At 63.7% G+C, this 14,561-nt stretch carries 18 protein-coding genes; 1 reads left to right on the plus strand and 17 read right to left on the minus strand.

The genetic code is table 11. From position 1 onward, the window contains the following. Positions 1-9: 9 nt before the first annotated feature. The 12 genes from traD to J3B00_RS11615 form a co-directional block, all read right to left on the minus strand. Positions 10-2,136 carry a type IV conjugative transfer system coupling protein TraD gene (traD, locus tag J3B00_RS11560; RefSeq protein WP_209867632.1) on the minus strand — a complete coding sequence of 709 codons (2,127 nt, stop codon included), beginning with the start codon at positions 2,134-2,136 and terminating at the stop codon, positions 10-12. 9 nt (positions 2,137-2,145) lie between these two features. Further along, positions 2,146-2,565: an integrating conjugative element protein gene (locus J3B00_RS11565; protein ID WP_209867633.1), complete on the minus strand. Its 420-nt coding sequence runs from the start codon at positions 2,563-2,565 to the stop codon at positions 2,146-2,148. Further along, complete coding sequence (locus J3B00_RS11570; RefSeq protein ID WP_209867634.1) at positions 2,562-3,116, minus strand: transglycosylase; 555 nt, start codon at positions 3,114-3,116, stop codon at positions 2,562-2,564. Before J3B00_RS11570 ends, J3B00_RS11565 begins: the two co-directional genes overlap by 4 nt. Continuing rightward, positions 3,098-3,817 (minus strand): TIGR03759 family integrating conjugative element protein, encoded by a 720-nt coding sequence (locus tag J3B00_RS11575; protein WP_209867635.1) that lies wholly within the window; start codon positions 3,815-3,817, stop codon positions 3,098-3,100. The genes J3B00_RS11570 and J3B00_RS11575 overlap by 19 nt, the downstream gene beginning before the upstream one ends. Before the next feature lie 10 nt (positions 3,818-3,827). After that, a complete protein-coding gene (locus J3B00_RS11580) occupies positions 3,828-4,499 on the minus strand; it encodes a hypothetical protein (RefSeq protein ID WP_209867636.1) in 672 nt (223 codons plus the stop codon). Then, positions 4,496-5,011: a PilL N-terminal domain-containing protein gene (locus J3B00_RS11585; RefSeq protein ID WP_209867637.1), complete on the minus strand. Its 516-nt coding sequence runs from the start codon at positions 5,009-5,011 to the stop codon at positions 4,496-4,498. Before J3B00_RS11585 ends, J3B00_RS11580 begins: the two co-directional genes overlap by 4 nt. Positions 5,012-5,141: 130 nt before the next feature. Beyond that, positions 5,142-5,858 carry a hypothetical protein gene (locus J3B00_RS11590; protein ID WP_209867638.1) on the minus strand — a complete coding sequence of 239 codons (717 nt, stop codon included), beginning with the start codon at positions 5,856-5,858 and terminating at the stop codon, positions 5,142-5,144. Positions 5,859-5,922: 64 nt separating this feature from the next. Further along, on the minus strand, positions 5,923-6,417 hold the full coding sequence (locus J3B00_RS11595; protein WP_209867639.1) for a JAB domain-containing protein: 495 nt from the start codon (positions 6,415-6,417) through the stop codon (positions 5,923-5,925). 67 nt (positions 6,418-6,484) lie between these two features. Further along, a complete protein-coding gene (locus J3B00_RS11600; protein WP_209867640.1) occupies positions 6,485-6,742 on the minus strand; it encodes a hypothetical protein in 258 nt (85 codons plus the stop codon). Between the two features lie 67 nt (positions 6,743-6,809). Beyond that, a complete protein-coding gene (locus tag J3B00_RS11605; RefSeq protein WP_209867641.1) occupies positions 6,810-7,340 on the minus strand; it encodes an STY4534 family ICE replication protein in 531 nt (176 codons plus the stop codon). Positions 7,341-8,082: 742 nt separating this feature from the next. Continuing rightward, positions 8,083-10,050: a DNA topoisomerase III gene (locus J3B00_RS11610; protein WP_209867642.1), complete on the minus strand. Its 1,968-nt coding sequence runs from the start codon at positions 10,048-10,050 to the stop codon at positions 8,083-8,085. A 97-nt stretch (positions 10,051-10,147) separates the two neighbouring features. Next, complete coding sequence (locus tag J3B00_RS11615; protein ID WP_209867643.1) at positions 10,148-10,492, minus strand: helix-turn-helix transcriptional regulator; 345 nt, start codon at positions 10,490-10,492, stop codon at positions 10,148-10,150. Positions 10,493-10,631: 139 nt separating this feature from the next. On the opposite strand from J3B00_RS11615, the gene J3B00_RS11620 reads away from it, so the two are divergent. Beyond that, on the plus strand, positions 10,632-10,859 hold the full coding sequence (locus J3B00_RS11620) for a hypothetical protein (protein WP_209874783.1): 228 nt from the start codon (positions 10,632-10,634) through the stop codon (positions 10,857-10,859). Between the two features lie 93 nt (positions 10,860-10,952). Here the strand turns inward: J3B00_RS11620 and J3B00_RS11625 are convergent, their stop codons facing one another. The 5 genes from J3B00_RS11625 to J3B00_RS11645 all read right to left on the minus strand — a co-directional run bounded on the left by J3B00_RS11625 (position 10,953) and on the right by J3B00_RS11645 (position 14,547). Further along, positions 10,953-11,381: a single-stranded DNA-binding protein gene (locus J3B00_RS11625; protein ID WP_012052638.1), complete on the minus strand. Its 429-nt coding sequence runs from the start codon at positions 11,379-11,381 to the stop codon at positions 10,953-10,955. 5 nt (positions 11,382-11,386) lie between these two features. Further along, positions 11,387-11,881, minus strand: coding sequence for a DUF3158 family protein (locus J3B00_RS11630; protein WP_209867644.1), 495 nt, complete (start codon positions 11,879-11,881; stop codon positions 11,387-11,389). Continuing rightward, positions 11,878-12,633: a PFL_4669 family integrating conjugative element protein gene (locus tag J3B00_RS11635; protein WP_209867645.1), complete on the minus strand. Its 756-nt coding sequence runs from the start codon at positions 12,631-12,633 to the stop codon at positions 11,878-11,880. Before J3B00_RS11635 ends, J3B00_RS11630 begins: the two co-directional genes overlap by 4 nt. Before the next feature lie 151 nt (positions 12,634-12,784). Beyond that, a complete protein-coding gene (locus J3B00_RS11640; protein ID WP_209867646.1) occupies positions 12,785-14,002 on the minus strand; it encodes an STY4528 family pathogenicity island replication protein in 1,218 nt (405 codons plus the stop codon). Further along, on the minus strand, positions 13,996-14,547 hold the full coding sequence (locus tag J3B00_RS11645; protein WP_012052634.1) for a DUF2857 domain-containing protein: 552 nt from the start codon (positions 14,545-14,547) through the stop codon (positions 13,996-13,998). The genes J3B00_RS11640 and J3B00_RS11645 overlap by 7 nt, the downstream gene beginning before the upstream one ends. Between the last annotated feature and the right edge of the window lie 14 nt (positions 14,548-14,561).

Consider the following 14,561-nt stretch of genomic DNA (forward strand, 5'->3'; position numbering starts at 1 on the left):
ACGGCGCGCTTACGGGGTGTGTCTGCGCCCGGGTGGAGGCTGCTCTGGATCGAAATCGACCGTCGGAGCGCCGCTGGTGGTGCTCCACCAACTCCCCGCGTTGGCGTTGTAGGAATCGCGCATGCGCGCGGCCAGGGTCTGCAGGTCCGCCGGCATCGCATCGTCGCTAGCCGGTTTCGGTAGCGGCATGCGCACCTTCCACAATTGTCCGCCTTCCTGGAACGAGAACATCTGCCCCTTGGGCAAGGCGATGATGTGCGCCGGTTCGATCAGTGGTACGGCGGTGGTGGTGACCCGATCCTGCGAGGAGGAGGTGAAGTCGGTTCGGGCATCAGGATCGGCGGTATCCGTCGCGCCGGATACCAGGGTTCGGGTCTGCACATTAACTTTGGGCAACTGATCGGTCAGCAATTCGGCGGTGGCGGTTTCCCGCACGCGAAGCATCTGCAGGGTGTTGAAGTTGCCGATGACCTGGCCGGCCTTGGCCCGGTTGCCGATACGCGCCTCAATATCGCTCAAGGTCTGGGTGTAGGCGGTGACCTGGATACCGGCGCCACCACCCTTGTTGATCAGCGGAATGAACTCGTCGCCCATCAGCTCGTTGAACTCGTCAGCGTGCAGGTTGATCGGCACTTTGTCCGCGGCGCTGGAGGAGCCTGGCAGACCATGATCGATGCCGTGCTTGTAGATATGGCCGGCGACGGAGACTAGGTCGACGAACATCGAGTTGCCGACGGCAGCGGCGACTTCAGCATCAGACAGCGCATCCAGGCCGACGTAGACGATGCCGCGTTTGCGGATGACCTGCAGCCAGTCGAAGATCGGCCGCGGATCTTCGAGGTCGGTGTAGTTGGGGGCGAGCAGTTGCGCGGTCTTGCCGCTGGTGAGCTTTTCCAGCAGTGGCAACAGCGAGGCTACGATCTTGTCGAAGTAGGTGCGGTCGTAGCGCACCGCCGAGCGCAGGCCGTCCATCACCGGATCGAAGATACGCTTCGCAGTCAGGTACTGCTCGATGGCGACCACGCGCTTTTCTCGGCCGATCATGTGCCGCGGAATGTTCTTTTCGTTCAGGCGACCTTCGATCTGCACGATTGCTTCCCAGGCCTGCGGATCATGGCGGGCGAAGAAGTGCTGAGCGTATTCGATGAATAGCGCATCGATGTTCACCACGTGCCGCTGAATCTGCAGGTAGTCAGGGCGCCGGCCGAGCTCGATCAACGCTCGGGCGATGATGTTGACGAAGCGCCAGGCGAACTCGCGAAATGCAGCCGAGTTGCCTTCGCCGCTCAGTTGGCCAGCGATGCGGGTGGCGACTTCGGAGATGCGGCCGAAGCGGCCGATGGCGTTGTAGCGGGCGGAGATCTCCGGCCAGCCGAGGTGGAATACATAGAACTCATGCTCGCGGCCGGCGCACCGCGCTTCCACATACATGCGCTTGAGCAGATCGGCATCGCCCTTGGGGTCGAAGACAATCACCACTTCCTGACTAGGGCGGTGGATGTCCTGCGTGATGTACACCTCGGCCAGGCGTGTCTTGCCGACCCGCGTGGTGCCCAGCACCAGGGTATGCCCGACTCGCTCGCCCAGCGGCAAGCTGGCTTCCTGTTCCTTCGGCTCGACGCCATGCAGCAGAGGTGAGCCACCCACTGGCGGTAGCGGCCGCACCGGGTTGAATGGGCTGTCCCAGGCGGTCAGGCGGGGCAGCATTGACAGCCCAGGTGGGGCCTTCTCCAGCAATCGTTCCATTCGTCGCGCCCACTGGTGGGCAGCCGATTGATTGACGTAGCTGGCCAGCGCCGGGTCCTGCGCCTCGAGCAGGCGCTGGGTGTGCAGGCGGGACCAGCGAAAGCCGCGGCCCATGAACAGGCGCTTGCCGCTCACCGGAATCTGCCGGCTGGTCAGCGAATAGCGCGGCAGGCGGCGGATGTTGCGCCGGTAGCGCAGGACGATCCGTGCCTCGTTGAGCCGCTTCAGGCCGAATGCGGTATAGGCCAGGGCCATGCCTGCCCCCACCTCGGGCGACAGGGCTACCGCCCAGGGCGAATGCAGGCACAGCGCGCCGGCACCGGCGCAGATGCCCACGGTGTACAGCTCCACCGCAGGGCGCAGCAGGGACTCCATCGCATGCTCGCTCATGATGAACCCTCATTGTTCCAGGCCGGTGGGCGTGATCAGCACCGGGTAGTGTTGCAGCTCCAGGCGTTCGGCGATGTCGTCACCACTCACCGGCCAGATATCCAGTCCCGGGGCTGCCGCCTGGATGCGGCGCAACGCCGGGGTGTCGGCCACTTCAACAGCCAGGCCGCTGGCGCCCAGGTCCTGCAGCCTCTGTGCATGCTGGGCCAACCATTGCAGAGAGGCGACGTCGTGCCCGACCAGGAACAGCGGCGTGAACCCTGGCAGGTTTAAGGTCCTTGGCGACACGGCACCGGGCGACAGGCGTGTGCTGTGTACGGGCAGGGCCCAGGTCAGCGCGCGGGGATCGGGCCGCTGACTGGGGGCCGCGAGCGCGGCAAACGTCCACCACAGGCAGGTAAACAGCGTTAACCAGCACCGACGGTTCATGGCCGTGGCCCTCTCGGAGAGGACACGACTGCTTGGACACGCTGCCAGTGCTGGCTGAACTGTCGGCGGTAGAGCGCTGCAGGTTTACCGCCGGCGGGGCGGTGATAGCGGCCCGCCGCCACGACCCAGTCACCGCTGTCGGCGTAGTGGGCGCGCAGCAGCTCGGCAGTCACAGCCAGGTTGGCGCGCGGATCGAGAGCCTCGCAGGCGCTGCGGTAGCGGTCCGGGTGGTAGCCGAGGTTGGTCTGGCCCAGGCCGACATCGATGCGCTTGGGATCGTGACGGACCAGCGCCTGCTTGAGTGCGGCACACGCCTCATCACGGCGGGCGAAACGCTGCGGCATGCCAGCAACATTCAGGGTCCAGGGCCAGGGGATGAGGTGACCTCGCAGCGGCGTGCCGCTCTCTTGGAGGGCGATGGCGAACAGCACGGAGGCGGGGATGCCGGCGCGTGCGGCGGCCAGTTGATACGCAGGCGGCGGCAGCGCGTCGGCGTGAACGACCGTGGCGCAGGTCAAGGCCAGCGGGAGGATCAGTCGATGCGCTGCCATTTCCCGTCCACCTGCTGGTAGCGCGCTGGTAAGGGGCGGCTGGCGCCCAGGGTGAACCAGCGGCCACGGTCATGGTTGAGAGTGACCTGGCCACTGCTGACCTGGGCGGGGGTAATGCCCGCGCCCCGAGCCCACCGGCGTAAACGCGCATCGTCACCTTGGCTGCCGACCAGGTACACATCGAGGTGTGCTCCGCTACGCAGCCACTGCTGGGTGTTGGAGACGCAGGGCGGGCAGAGTTCTTCCACAAACAGGGCAAAGCGGCCGGCAGGGGTAGCCGCTGGATCGTCGGCCATGCCCTGCACGGGCGGCATCCCCGGGAACAGGCGCGCCCAAGCGGCGGTATAGGCTTTCTGGTAGGCCAGCTCGTGCTCGGCACGTTTGGCTTCGATACGGACCTGGAGCTCGGCGTAGCGTTGCCGTTCCTGGTCCGAGTCGGCTTCCACCCCGAGGGTGGTGAGTGGGTCGAGCTGCGGCGACCAGTAGTGGCGGGGCCCGGCCTGCAGGTGCTCAAATTTGGTCCACTCATCATCGGTCAGCCCCCAGGCCTTGGCCCGAGCCGCAGCGGTTGTCTGCCGATCCAACAGTGTCTGTTCGCTGAACTGCGGGGCCGAGTCAACCAGTTCTGGCGCGCTCCATGCCGCACTTGCAAACAGGCAACTGGGGAGCAGGATGAGCGAGAGAAAGGAGATCTGAGTCATACGCACCTCGTCACGGCAGTGGCAGCGTGTGGTCGCCATGCCCCGGGACATGGAACACCACCTGGTCCGCGCGGATCGCGCGCAGCTGCCAGCTGTTCAAGCTGTCGCCAGGCTGCAACAGGTGCACGGTCGTCAGCGAATGCGCACCTGCCGGCAGAGCTGCCACGAACCTGACGTCACCTCGGGTCTCGATACCCAGCAGGGTGAAAGGCGGGGCCAGAGGCTTGGCCTTGGCTTTTTCACCGCTGGAGGCCTGCGGTTGCGTGTTGACGGTTGCAGGCGCAGAAGGGTGGGTCGACAGTTTCTCGAGCGTGGCCTCTGCCGTGGCCAACCGTTGTCCCAAAGTCGTCAGATCGTTGCTGCTTGGTCCTGGCGGTTCTGCCTGGAGCGCCTTGAGCGAGACGGCCAGCTCATCCTGCTGCTGGCCGAGGGCGGCCTGCGCTGCAGTGTGTCGACCTTGCGCCTCGCCCAACGCCACGACCTGCGGCTGCAGCGTCGTGAGCCGGTCGGCCAACGCATCGATATCGCGGCGCAAGGCTGGCGCCGGATCGGCCGGGGCATTGCGGGCGTCAGCCTGAAGCTCGGCAAGTTGTTGATGATGGTTGTAGGTTTCGGCGGCGAGCACGGCGGCGCCCAGGCACAGGGCACCGACCACCAGAGCCTGAAAATGGAGGACCTTCATGGCGTAAGCTCCAGGGTCGAAAAGGGGGGAGCGGGCGACGGCACGCGTAGGACATAGCACACGGTCCGTTCGACCGGTTCGATGTCGAGTCGCCAGGCCGGGCCGCCGATGATGGTCAGGGCGTCCAGCAGTGAGATGGGGCCGAATTGGTGCTGTACTGCAGGCAGAGGGCGACGGAACAAGCGATCCACCGCTGCGCTATCGGCACACAGTGCGTAGCCTGAGCGTTGCAGCACGTGACGCAGGGCTTCACCGACGGTGGCATGCAGGGCTGGTGCAATTTGTACGTTGACCAATTGATACAGCGGCTGGCGCTGCTCCAGCGTTGGCCGGGTGGTGACCAGGGTGTAACGGTCCTGGCGCACCCAGGCTGGCAGCTGGGCTTTCGGTTTTGGCAATGCCGCCGGCAACGCGGGTGGTGCAGCGGGAGCCGGGGCCGGAGGCGGTGGCGGCGTGCTGCAGCCCGCCAGGGCGATCATCAGTCCGAGGGTGGAGAGTGTGGGTGTGTGCATGACCGTGTCTCGACAAATGTTGCCGATACGATGGCGAAGGCGTGAGTCGAGTCCCCACTGGAAAACCGAATCTGGCCAGCCAGCTTTTCGGTCGGCTACCACAAAAAAGGCGCCCGGGAGGGCGCCTTGGTCAGTCTTCAGTGAAGAGCGGTAGCTCCGCCAGTGGTGCGGCGTCAGGGTCAAAGATCAGCAGGCGGGTGTCTGCCTGGCCTGCCAGCATCAGCAGCTGCAGTAGCACCGGCGGGACATAGTCATCGCGCATGCGCGCACAGACTTCGCTGGCGCTCCAGCCGATCCTGCTGGCTTCATGTGCCGCTACCCAGGGTGTCGAGTACAGCTTGCACCCCACGGCATGGTTGCTGTTGAGCTCGAAGCACTCGAAGAAGCCCGCTGGCGAATTACACCAGGTGCACACCTGCAGGAACTCGAACTCGTCTGCGGGCAGGTGCGCGCTGCTGATCTCCCAACTGCGGCTGTAGTGTCCGGTGGCAAAGGACAGTTGCTCGATCAGGTTACGCGCAGCCTCGACGTTGCCGAGGTCGCCGATATGCATCGGGCGTCCGAGCTGATTGCCCATGATCTGGTAGAGCACCGTGTTCACCAGACCGTCGGCCGGGCAGCGCATGCGCACAAACTCGGGCACGCATACACCGTCGGTGATCACCGCGACGTCGTCATCGAACAGGCACGGTTGCAGGCTAATGACCTCATCGGGCAGCTCGTTCTGAGCCGGGTGCAGCGCGCGGTAGCACGGTGGGCAATCATCGGCATAGCTGATCTGCAGGACACGCTCGTAGCGCAGGTCTTGGAAACCGCGAAGAAACGGATTGGGCAGGGAAGTGTGCATGGTCGTTCTCCGAAAGCGCCGAGGCCACCCGAACGGGCGGTGACCTCAAAGGCAAGGTGGGCTGTCACATCCAGCCGTACTCGGCCAACGAAAGCGGGGTGCCTTCGCCGACGATGATGTGGTCCAGGACACGCACCTCGACCAGGGCCAAAGCCTCGGTCAGGCGGGTGGTGAGCACCCGATCGGCGCCGCTCGGTTCCGAGCAGCCAGAGGGGTGGTTGTGGCTGAAGATTACGGCGGCAGCATTGTGTTCGAGTGCCTTGATGACCACCTGGCGGGGATACACGGACGCACCGTCAATGCTGCCGGTGAAGAGGATGTCGAAGCTCAGCACACGGTGGCGCGAGTCGAGGCAGAGCAGGGCAAACACTTCGTGATGGTAGGGGGCGAGTTGCAGTTTCAAGTAGGCTGCAGCATCAGCGGGGGTTATCAGCACCTCGCCGCGCTGGAAGTGACGTTGGTCCAGCAGCTGCAGGGCCTCGGTGATCACCGCATCCTCACGGGCGCGTTGGGCCAGTACGGAATCGAGCGGGTCGACCAGGTTCAAGGCGGTGTTCATGGGCAATTCCTCGTGAGAGATGGAGCGCCCTCCTGAGGGCGTGCCCCAGGCTGGTTTAGGTATGTGATCAAAGGCGCGTGAAGCGATGTCGAGTGCCGTACAGCGGGCTTAGGCAGCCCTCGCACGGTTGCGTGGAGAAGGCCTCGATACCGGCGCCGGTATGGGGGTCGAAATCGGCGCTCAGCGGTAGCAGGGCTTGCAGTTGGGCACGCATGTGAGCGATGCGGTGTTCGACTTCAGCCTCGCTGTAGTACAGCGACAGCCCGCTGAAGTCGTCGTAGGCGACCGCCTGCAGGCAGTCCTCACAGAGCCAGAAACTTTCCATGGCGACCTCCGACGTGAATGAACAACAGGCGCTCCTAAGAGCGCCTGCTGCGGGCGGTCAACCTGCCTCAAGCAGACTGGCGTGCGGCTGTGGATTTGCGTGCAACGGCTGGGGTTGGCTGGCCTTGGTCAGCGTCACCGTCCACCTGTTCCGACTCTCCTGATTCAGCATCCTCAGGGGCGGCGGTGTCGGTGCGAGCTGGCGCACGGTAGCTGAATTGGCCATCGACTTTGATCCACTCGATGAAGATCAGTCGGCCTTTGAGGCTGGCGCCGGGTTGCCCCTTGCGTTCGCCTTTCTCGTACATGAACGGATCGACCCAGATGTCGCCGATGCGAAACGCGATGAGGACCTTGCGTTCCGCGCGGACGTCTTCCAGGTGTTCACGGATCAGCCGGTCGGCTTCACCGCTTGCGACCTTGCAGTCGAAGCGGGTGTACTCGACGTCGTCCGAGGCACCGTGCAAGGCAGCGATGTCACAGGCCATGAACGCTTGGCCGCGGCGAACCGGGACTTCGCGAACCCGGTTCAGGTAACCGATGCCTTGGGTATGCAGGTTGAAGTAGGTGGTGGGGGCGTTATTGCTTGCAGTAGTCATGATGGAGCTCCTGTTCAGCAGAACGCGGACATCCACCGGCCCTGGCGGCTGGTGAGTTCCGCAAGGGGAGGTGCAAACACATGATCGGTCGAGAAGGCGCTCATCACCGATGGGACGGTGACCGTGCGAGCTGCCGAGCGCGAGTCGCACTTTGGGGGAGAACCACCCGAAACGGGCGTAGCCCTGAAGGTCCTGGCTACCTGGGTGCTGTCAACGACAGCGGTGTGCAGCTCATCTATAAAACGCCGCGAAAGGCCCGTCAACCATGGTCTTCAGGCGCTCTGAGCGGGCGGAATCGGGTGGCTTTCGGTGGATTGTCGGCGGCGAAAAAATAGCCCGACGGTCATCAGGCTAGGAAGAGTTGGACCACCCTTGACCCGGCGATGTGGCACCGGAGTCCGTCGCAGAGCTCCACTGCCGATCCACCTGGATCAACCGACCCTTGTCGTGGCCTGGGTCGGAATCAACTGGCACGCATCCGCGCACAAAAGGTGCCCAGTGTTTCACCGGCGGGCACCGGAGCTGAGCATCGTCGCCGAAGCGGATGACCCCTAAGGCCTGGTACAAGCCGCACGGGTCATCCACCTGGGAAACTTGGAAACGCTGAATAGGCATCTGCTGATGCAGTGAAGTATGGCTCCGAACTCTACGAGTCTGACCGAGCTGCCCGGAGCGAATCGGTCTAGGTCGCCTAGCGGCGAAGGGCCAGATCACTACACCAGCGCTGCGGTGCGCCGTCAAGTCATGCGTTTTTCGCCCGCTTGGATTTTGCCACCGGTTTGGTGCCCTTGCATTCGGGGTAGCGGATGCACGACCAGAAGCTGCCGGTGCGACCTTTGCGCTGACGCATGGTGCTGCGGCAAACCGGGCAGAACGGCCCCTTGCTGGGTGGCGGGCGCAGGGTGAGCGTGGCGTTACTGCGCACCAGTCGAGTCAGCCATTCCGCCTGTTTGGCCAGAAATGTTTCGACGCTCAGTTGGCCCGATTCGATACGGTCCAGCGCCTGCTCCCACAGCGCGGTCATGACCGGGTCGGCCACCTCGGGTGGCACCGCTTCGATCAAGGTATGCGCCGCCGCTGAGGCAGCCAGGCTGCGCTTTTTCTTGGTCAGGTAACCGTGGTCGATTAGGCCTTGGATGATCGCCGCGCGGGTCGCCTCAGTACCGAGTCCGCAGCTGTCCTTGAGCTTCTGCTTCAGGCGCGGCTCGGCCACCTGGTTGGCAATGGTCTTCATCGCTTTGACCAGCGTGCCTTCGGTATACGCCTTGGGCGGTTGTGTGCGCTGTGCGTTGAGCGTGGCGTCGATCAGCGCCACCGTCGAGGATTCACGCAACGTCGGCAAGCGCTGCGCCTGTTCGGCAGGATCGGTGCCGTCGGCCTCGTTGATCACTGCCTTCCAGCCGCGAACCAGGATCTGCTTGCCGCGCGCCATCAGTTGGTCCGCCTGACTGTGCAGCAGTGCCTGGGTCTTCAGGTACTCGTGCTCGGGCATGAACTGCGCGAGGTAGCGTGCGCGAATCAGTGTGTAAACCGCCCGCTCGCGTTCGGAGAGCTGCGCCAGATCCAGCGTGACGGCGGTGGGAATGATGCCGTGGTGCGCGGTGATCTTGCTGCTGTTCCAGGCACGGGAGCGGCGGCTGGGGTCGACTTCCTTGAGCACTGCCCCCAGCGAGGGTGCGGCTGCGGCCAGTGCGTGAAGCACGCGCGGCACCTCATCGAGCATGCTCTCCGGCAAGTAGCCGCAATCCGTCCTCGGGTAGGTCGTTGCCTTGTGGGTCTCATACAGGGCCTGGGCGGTGGCCAAGGTCTCCTGCGCACCCAGTCCGAGCTTGGCCGAGCAGATCTCCTGCAACGTGCCCAGGTCGAACGGCAGCGGCGGGCCTTCGCGCACCCGCTCGACCTCGACGCTGTCGATCTGCGCGGTGCCAGCTTGAGTGAGGCGCCTGAGCGCCTGCTGCGCGGCGGTTTCGTCGATACAGCGTCCAACCGCATCGCTGACCGCGGTCGGGGGCTGCCAGCGCGCTTGAAAGCGGATCCCGTCCTGCTTAAGGTGTACATCGACGGTCCAGAATGGCTGCGGCACAAAGCTGGCGATCGCCCGATCGCGCTCGACCACCAAGCGCAGGGTGGGCGTCTGTACGCGTCCCACCGGCAGCAGTCCATCGAAACCGGCGCGGCGGCCGAGCAGGGTGAACAGCCGGCTCAGGTTGATGCCGACCAGCCAGTCGGCACGGGAGCGAGCGAGGGCACAGTGGTACAGCGACAAGGTCTGTTCTCCTGGTCGCAAGGCGCCCAAGGCTCTGCGGATCGACGCTTCATCCAGCGCGGACAGCCACAGGCGCAGAATCGGCCCCTGATACTGGCAGCGCTCGAGAATCTCCCGGGCGATCATCTCGCCTTCGCGGTCGGCGTCTGTGGCGATCACCACCTCGCTGCAAGTGCGCAGCAGTTGGCTCACCACCTTGAGCTGACTGGCGACCTTGGGCTTGGCTACCAGTTGCCAGCGGCTGGGAATGATTGGCAGATCGTCCAGCGACCAGCGCTTGTAATCGCCATAGGTTTCAGGCGGAGCGGTCTCCAGCAGATGGCCGACGCACCAGGTGACGGTGACGTTCTGACCCTTCAGGCAGCCATCACCGCGATTGCTGGCCTGCAGCACCCGAGCGATATCGCGGGCTTGGGATGGTTTCTCGCAGATGAACAGGCGCATAGACGAACCCTCTCGGTGGGTACCGACAGGGTGGGGGGATGGTCGTGGAGCGCCAGGGTAAATGCGAAGGTGCCGAGTTCATATCGGCGGGAAGATGTTACTTGCGTTGCGCAAGGTGGTTCGCCAGCGTTTGCAGAAACTCCAGGGCGAATTGCTTATCCGCTTCACTCAGCTCCTTGATGATCGACGTGATCTGCTGGCCCTGATCTTGCGGGCGGGGGCTGATGGCCAGCAGCAACTCATCGGCAGGGCAGCCATACAGGTCGGCCAATTTCAGCAACTTACCTACGGAAAGCTCAACCTCGCCTCGTTCGAGGCGCGATACGGCTTCCCCGGAAATCTTCAAGTACTCACCCACCTTCGCCTGAGTGAGGCGGCAGGCACGGCGGTAAGCCGCCAACTGGCGACCAATGTGATGTGGGCTAGGCTCTTTGACTGGCAAGGGGGGCTCTCCGATTCGACCTATATGGTCGAACAGCAACCCAAAGATATGAACGACTCAAAAGGTTGACTAACAACCCTGCGAGGCGTATCACCAGAAAAAAATGGATGACTCGACCGTCACCACGGAGGCAACAAACTTGCACGGAACCCACCAGAGTGAGGCAGATGCGTTAGCGATCAAGGCCTATGAGCTGTTCATGGCCACCCATCTGGAACCGGACAAGGAGGCGGCTCGCGCCCGGTTGATTGCCTGGGTCCAGGAGAGTCCGCTGCACTGGCGGGCATTCCTTGCCCTGGACCAGTATTTGGCGGAAGTGAAGCAAATGCTTGAGCATGAGCGGAAAAAGAGTGCCCGGCGGGAGTAAAGCAACGCCAGTTGCCATTGTTGCCCGCTGAGCTGACTGTATGGCTCCAGTGATATCGCGCTGTGGGCGGCGATTCCACTGAATACCACGCACTTATCCGGACTTGCGTGGCGCTTTCTTGCCGCCCCCTTTGCGCGATGAGCTGGCGTTGTCGCTGGCTTTCTCGCGCATGGTCACCGAGGCCAGGCGGTGCGGCAGAATACCGATGCGCCGCGCCTCCACCTTGAACGTCACGCGGGCGTTGTCCTCGCTGTCCTCCCATTCCTCCTTGACCGTGCGCCCCTCGACCAGGACGCGCATGCCTTTCTGGTACAGCGTGGCCCAGTGTTCGGCGTCACGGTTCCAGAGCTCGACGGGCGCCCAATAGCCGCCGCGATCTTCGTAGCCGCCTTCGCGTGGTACCGGGTTGTCGAAGTAGACATTCAGCCGCAGCAGGCGCCGCGGCTCATCCGGGTTGGTGTTGAACTCCTGATACTCCGGAACGCTGCCGATGTTGCCTTCACCAACAAACAAAGTACTCATGTGGATTACTCCTCGGTGGGGGAATGGGTTAGGGCGAGCTCGGCGGCCTCGAGCTTGCTGACGCCGGTGATGGCCTGGCGATACAGCGACTGCAGGCTGCTCATCTGCAGGTTCAGCACCACGCGGTTGGTCTCCAGCTGATACAGCGCCTGCCGCAGTTCCGGGTGCAGCCGCGGCTGAACCACCGCCTCCTGCCACACCTGCACGCCCATGCGCTGAAAGTCCGGGCTGCGCCAGCGCAGGAAATCGGTGCCCGTCGCGCTGTGCTGGACGACCAGGCGCAGGTCCAGCAACGAGAAGGGTGGCTGGGCCATGATCGCCAGCATCACCGCCATCAACTCGGCGACCTGGGTGCGCAGGCGCAGGATCGTCTCGGCGAACTGCTGCAGCTCCCCCTTACCCTTAAAAGGCTTTAAAAGGCCTTTTAGAGAGGCACCTTGTGCGAAGTCGCGATAGGCATCGGCTGACAAACGCCGGGCAATGGCTTCGGCCAGGGTCATACCTCACCCCCGTCGTTCGGGGTTTCGGCTGTGGGCTGTTCCTCGGCTTCGGCCGTATTAGGGCCTTCGATCTCGGAGGGCGCTTTGCTGCGGGCGATTGGCGGGGCGAACTGGGAGCGGCGCGTCCCTTCGAGAATGTCCTGCGGCAGGGTGCCGAACTTGTCGATGGCTTCGCGGGCGCGGGCGTTGTTGGCGGCCATGTCGTCGCGGCTCACCCCGGCCAGGCGGTAGCGCTGCGCCAGGCCGAACAGGCTGCGCAGCAGATGGGCGCCGCCATCGATCCAGGATTCCATGTCGCCCCGGCCGATCAGCGCTGTGTGGTGAGCAAGCAGCACCCGGCGGACCAGGGTGTCGTAGTCGGTGAGCAGGTAGATCGCGAGAAAGCCCAGCTGGCTGCCGATGAACAGCGGCAGGGTGACGGGGTGGATGTTGAGGTTGTCACCGACATCGACTTGCGTTGGCAGGGCCCGTTCCACGCGGCTCATTTGCTGCGTCAGCGTGGCCATGTCCAACCTGGCCTGCAGCAGCTTTTCTTCCAACTGCAGCATGAACCAGTCTGCATACGGATCGCCCTGGCTGCTTGCGTGCTTGAGCAGGTTGGTGACGCTGATGTAACCAGGCATGCCCAGGATCGGATGTACCCCGTCGCGACCGCTGCGCCCCTGCCAAAGCCTTGCCGCATGGTGGGTGTGCAGTGTGAGGGTGATGCTGCTGCGCAGGGAGCCCAGGTTGAGTTGGTAGTGATCGACCATCGCCAGTACCTCGCCGTCGGAATGACGCCGACGATGGACCGATCCTTGGCTGGCGATGCGGATCTACCTGAAGGTGGATTGCTCGCATTTTCCCGAGAGTGGATCCCCCTGGAACCGATGGCATCGACATTAGATCCACCGAGTTCCAGCCCTATGTAGCCGCAGTGATCCCTCGGCAGCGTTGTTTCAGTTCCTCCAGGCAGGAGAGGGCAAGTGGCGACGCGGTGCGCTGACCGCTGCGCTTGGATCGCTCGCGGGGCGGTTCCTCTGACGCAGGCTTGGCTGTGCGCGAGGGAGGGATTGAGGATTTCTCTTCCTCGGTACGCGCGGCCCACAGGGTGAACTCGCCCTGGCAGGCGCGCTTGATCAAGCCCATCAGGTAGGCGACGGGTTTTCGGATCTCACCGCGGGCGCAGCGCACCGCCGCTTCATTGATCACCGCTTGTTGCTGTTCCGGCTCGAGCTGACGCATCGCCTGGGAGGCCATGCGCCGCTCGTTCGGGTTCAGCGGTAAATCTTCGGGCCATCGCGCACGACCAAACTCCACCTGCCCCAGTACCGTACTTTTTTTGCTTTGGTCTTTCTGTACTGTACGGCCAGCGTCGGCATTCCGAACCACAGCCAAATCCGCTGCATTGCCGCAGGGTTCGGGATCTGTTGCGCCAGCCGGAGAATTCCGAACGGGGTCGTGTGCGCCAGGTTCGGAATCCTCTGTCCTTGTTTCATCGTTCATCAGCGGCAGTGTTTGCTGTTGGACTAGCGGCAGCGAGCCGAGCCTGTCCTTGTCGAGCTGGGACACCTGGGGGTCGGCCTGGATCTCGGCGATCACATGCTGCGCCACGTCCCGGACCCCTTTGGTGGCATGGGAGAGGTTCTGTCGCAGCAACGCCGCGTAGCCGCTGTCCAGCTCCAACTGTTCGGCTGCGGTCAACGGATCGCCGTGCAGCACATAGACGCAACCACGCAGGCAGCCGCTAGCATCGCGTGAGCGTTCCACCAGACTAAGCCAGCGGGTGGTGCGCAAAACGTTGAGTGCGCGGGCGATGGTTTCCCGAGAGGCCTGAGTACCGCAGGGACTGGTTGCCAGGTACGGCTGCAGGTCCTGGTAGCGTGGCGTCTTGACCTTACGTTCGGTGATCAGCCAGCGCAGCACTTGCCAAGTGTTGCGTTCCAGTGGCGTCAGCCGGCGATCCAGCAGCAAGGTCTGCGGCAGCGGGTTGTTGTCGCCGTAGTAGATCGTCCGCACCGCGGGCTCCTCGGTGGGGACGACCAGTTTGCCGTTCGCCGCGTACCACTCATTTCGGCGCCGAAGGGCGTCGTAGCACTGACGCACCACGTCCTGCCAGTCGACCTCGTAAAAGCTCAGCATGGTGTGCCTCCGTACAATTCGACCTGTTGCCAGACCAGGGTCAGACTGATGTGTTGCTCCTCGGCCAGCATCATCATGGTGTCCAGCGGATCGTTGTCCGGATCCTCTGTGCGCAGCTGGCTCCAGCGATTCCACACGGCATGCTCCTGCGCTTCACTGAGCTGGACCGGCCGACCGCGGTGCGTCTCGATCTTCAGCACGCGGCGCCGCAACGCGGTCTCCGAATGGTCCAGGCCGAAGCAGCGGTACATGATGTTTGAGCTCGCGCCCAACTTGAGCGCCCGGTTGATCAACCGCTCGTTCTGTTCGTCGCGCTCGGCCTGGACGATCAGGCGGCGCAACACGGTGATGTCGACCTTCACCTCGACCCAGGCGATCGACGAGTGCGCCAAGTGAGACAAGGTGGTCGGCGGCAGCGACTGCAGCACCTCGATGTCTTCATCGGCCAGGCCCAATGCCTTGCAGCGCTGTAACCGGCCATGGCGCAGCTCATGCAACACCTGGTTCAACATGGCATGGTTCAATAGATTGAAAGTCGTGCTCATGAGGTGGCTCCTCA

It is taken from the genome of Pseudomonas sp. BP8 (assembly GCF_017875955.1).
Lineage (GTDB): Bacteria > Pseudomonadota > Gammaproteobacteria > Pseudomonadales > Pseudomonadaceae > Aquipseudomonas.

What these genes read in the sequence shown, in the direction of transcription:
- J3B00_RS11640 (WP_209867646.1), bottom strand. Translation starts at nt 14,002, where the DNA reads ATGCTGAGCTTTTACGAGGTCGACTGGCAGGACGTGGTGCGTCAGTGC.
- J3B00_RS11580 (WP_209867636.1), bottom strand. Translation starts at nt 4,499, where the DNA reads ATGAAGGTCCTCCATTTTCAGGCTCTGGTGGTCGGTGCCCTGTGCCTG.
- J3B00_RS11645 (WP_012052634.1), bottom strand. Translation starts at nt 14,547, where the DNA reads ATGAGCACGACTTTCAATCTATTGAACCATGCCATGTTGAACCAGGTG.
- J3B00_RS11610 (WP_209867642.1), bottom strand. Translation starts at nt 10,050, where the DNA reads ATGCGCCTGTTCATCTGCGAGAAACCATCCCAAGCCCGCGATATCGCT.
- J3B00_RS11600 (WP_209867640.1), bottom strand. Translation starts at nt 6,742, where the DNA reads ATGGAAAGTTTCTGGCTCTGTGAGGACTGCCTGCAGGCGGTCGCCTAC.
- J3B00_RS11575 (WP_209867635.1), bottom strand. Translation starts at nt 3,817, where the DNA reads ATGACTCAGATCTCCTTTCTCTCGCTCATCCTGCTCCCCAGTTGCCTG.
- J3B00_RS11595 (WP_209867639.1), bottom strand. Translation starts at nt 6,417, where the DNA reads ATGAACACCGCCTTGAACCTGGTCGACCCGCTCGATTCCGTACTGGCC.
- J3B00_RS11630 (WP_209867644.1), bottom strand. Translation starts at nt 11,881, where the DNA reads ATGACCCTGGCCGAAGCCATTGCCCGGCGTTTGTCAGCCGATGCCTAT.
- J3B00_RS11590 (WP_209867638.1), bottom strand. Translation starts at nt 5,858, where the DNA reads ATGCACACTTCCCTGCCCAATCCGTTTCTTCGCGGTTTCCAAGACCTG.
- J3B00_RS11625 (WP_012052638.1), bottom strand. Translation starts at nt 11,381, where the DNA reads ATGAGTACTTTGTTTGTTGGTGAAGGCAACATCGGCAGCGTTCCGGAG.
- J3B00_RS11570 (WP_209867634.1), bottom strand. Translation starts at nt 3,116, where the DNA reads ATGGCAGCGCATCGACTGATCCTCCCGCTGGCCTTGACCTGCGCCACG.
- traD (WP_209867632.1), bottom strand. Translation starts at nt 2,136, where the DNA reads ATGAGCGAGCATGCGATGGAGTCCCTGCTGCGCCCTGCGGTGGAGCTG.
- J3B00_RS11585 (WP_209867637.1), bottom strand. Translation starts at nt 5,011, where the DNA reads ATGCACACACCCACACTCTCCACCCTCGGACTGATGATCGCCCTGGCG.
- J3B00_RS11605 (WP_209867641.1), bottom strand. Translation starts at nt 7,340, where the DNA reads ATGACTACTGCAAGCAATAACGCCCCCACCACCTACTTCAACCTGCAT.
- J3B00_RS11635 (WP_209867645.1), bottom strand. Translation starts at nt 12,633, where the DNA reads ATGGTCGATCACTACCAACTCAACCTGGGCTCCCTGCGCAGCAGCATC.
- J3B00_RS11565 (WP_209867633.1), bottom strand. Translation starts at nt 2,565, where the DNA reads ATGAACCGTCGGTGCTGGTTAACGCTGTTTACCTGCCTGTGGTGGACG.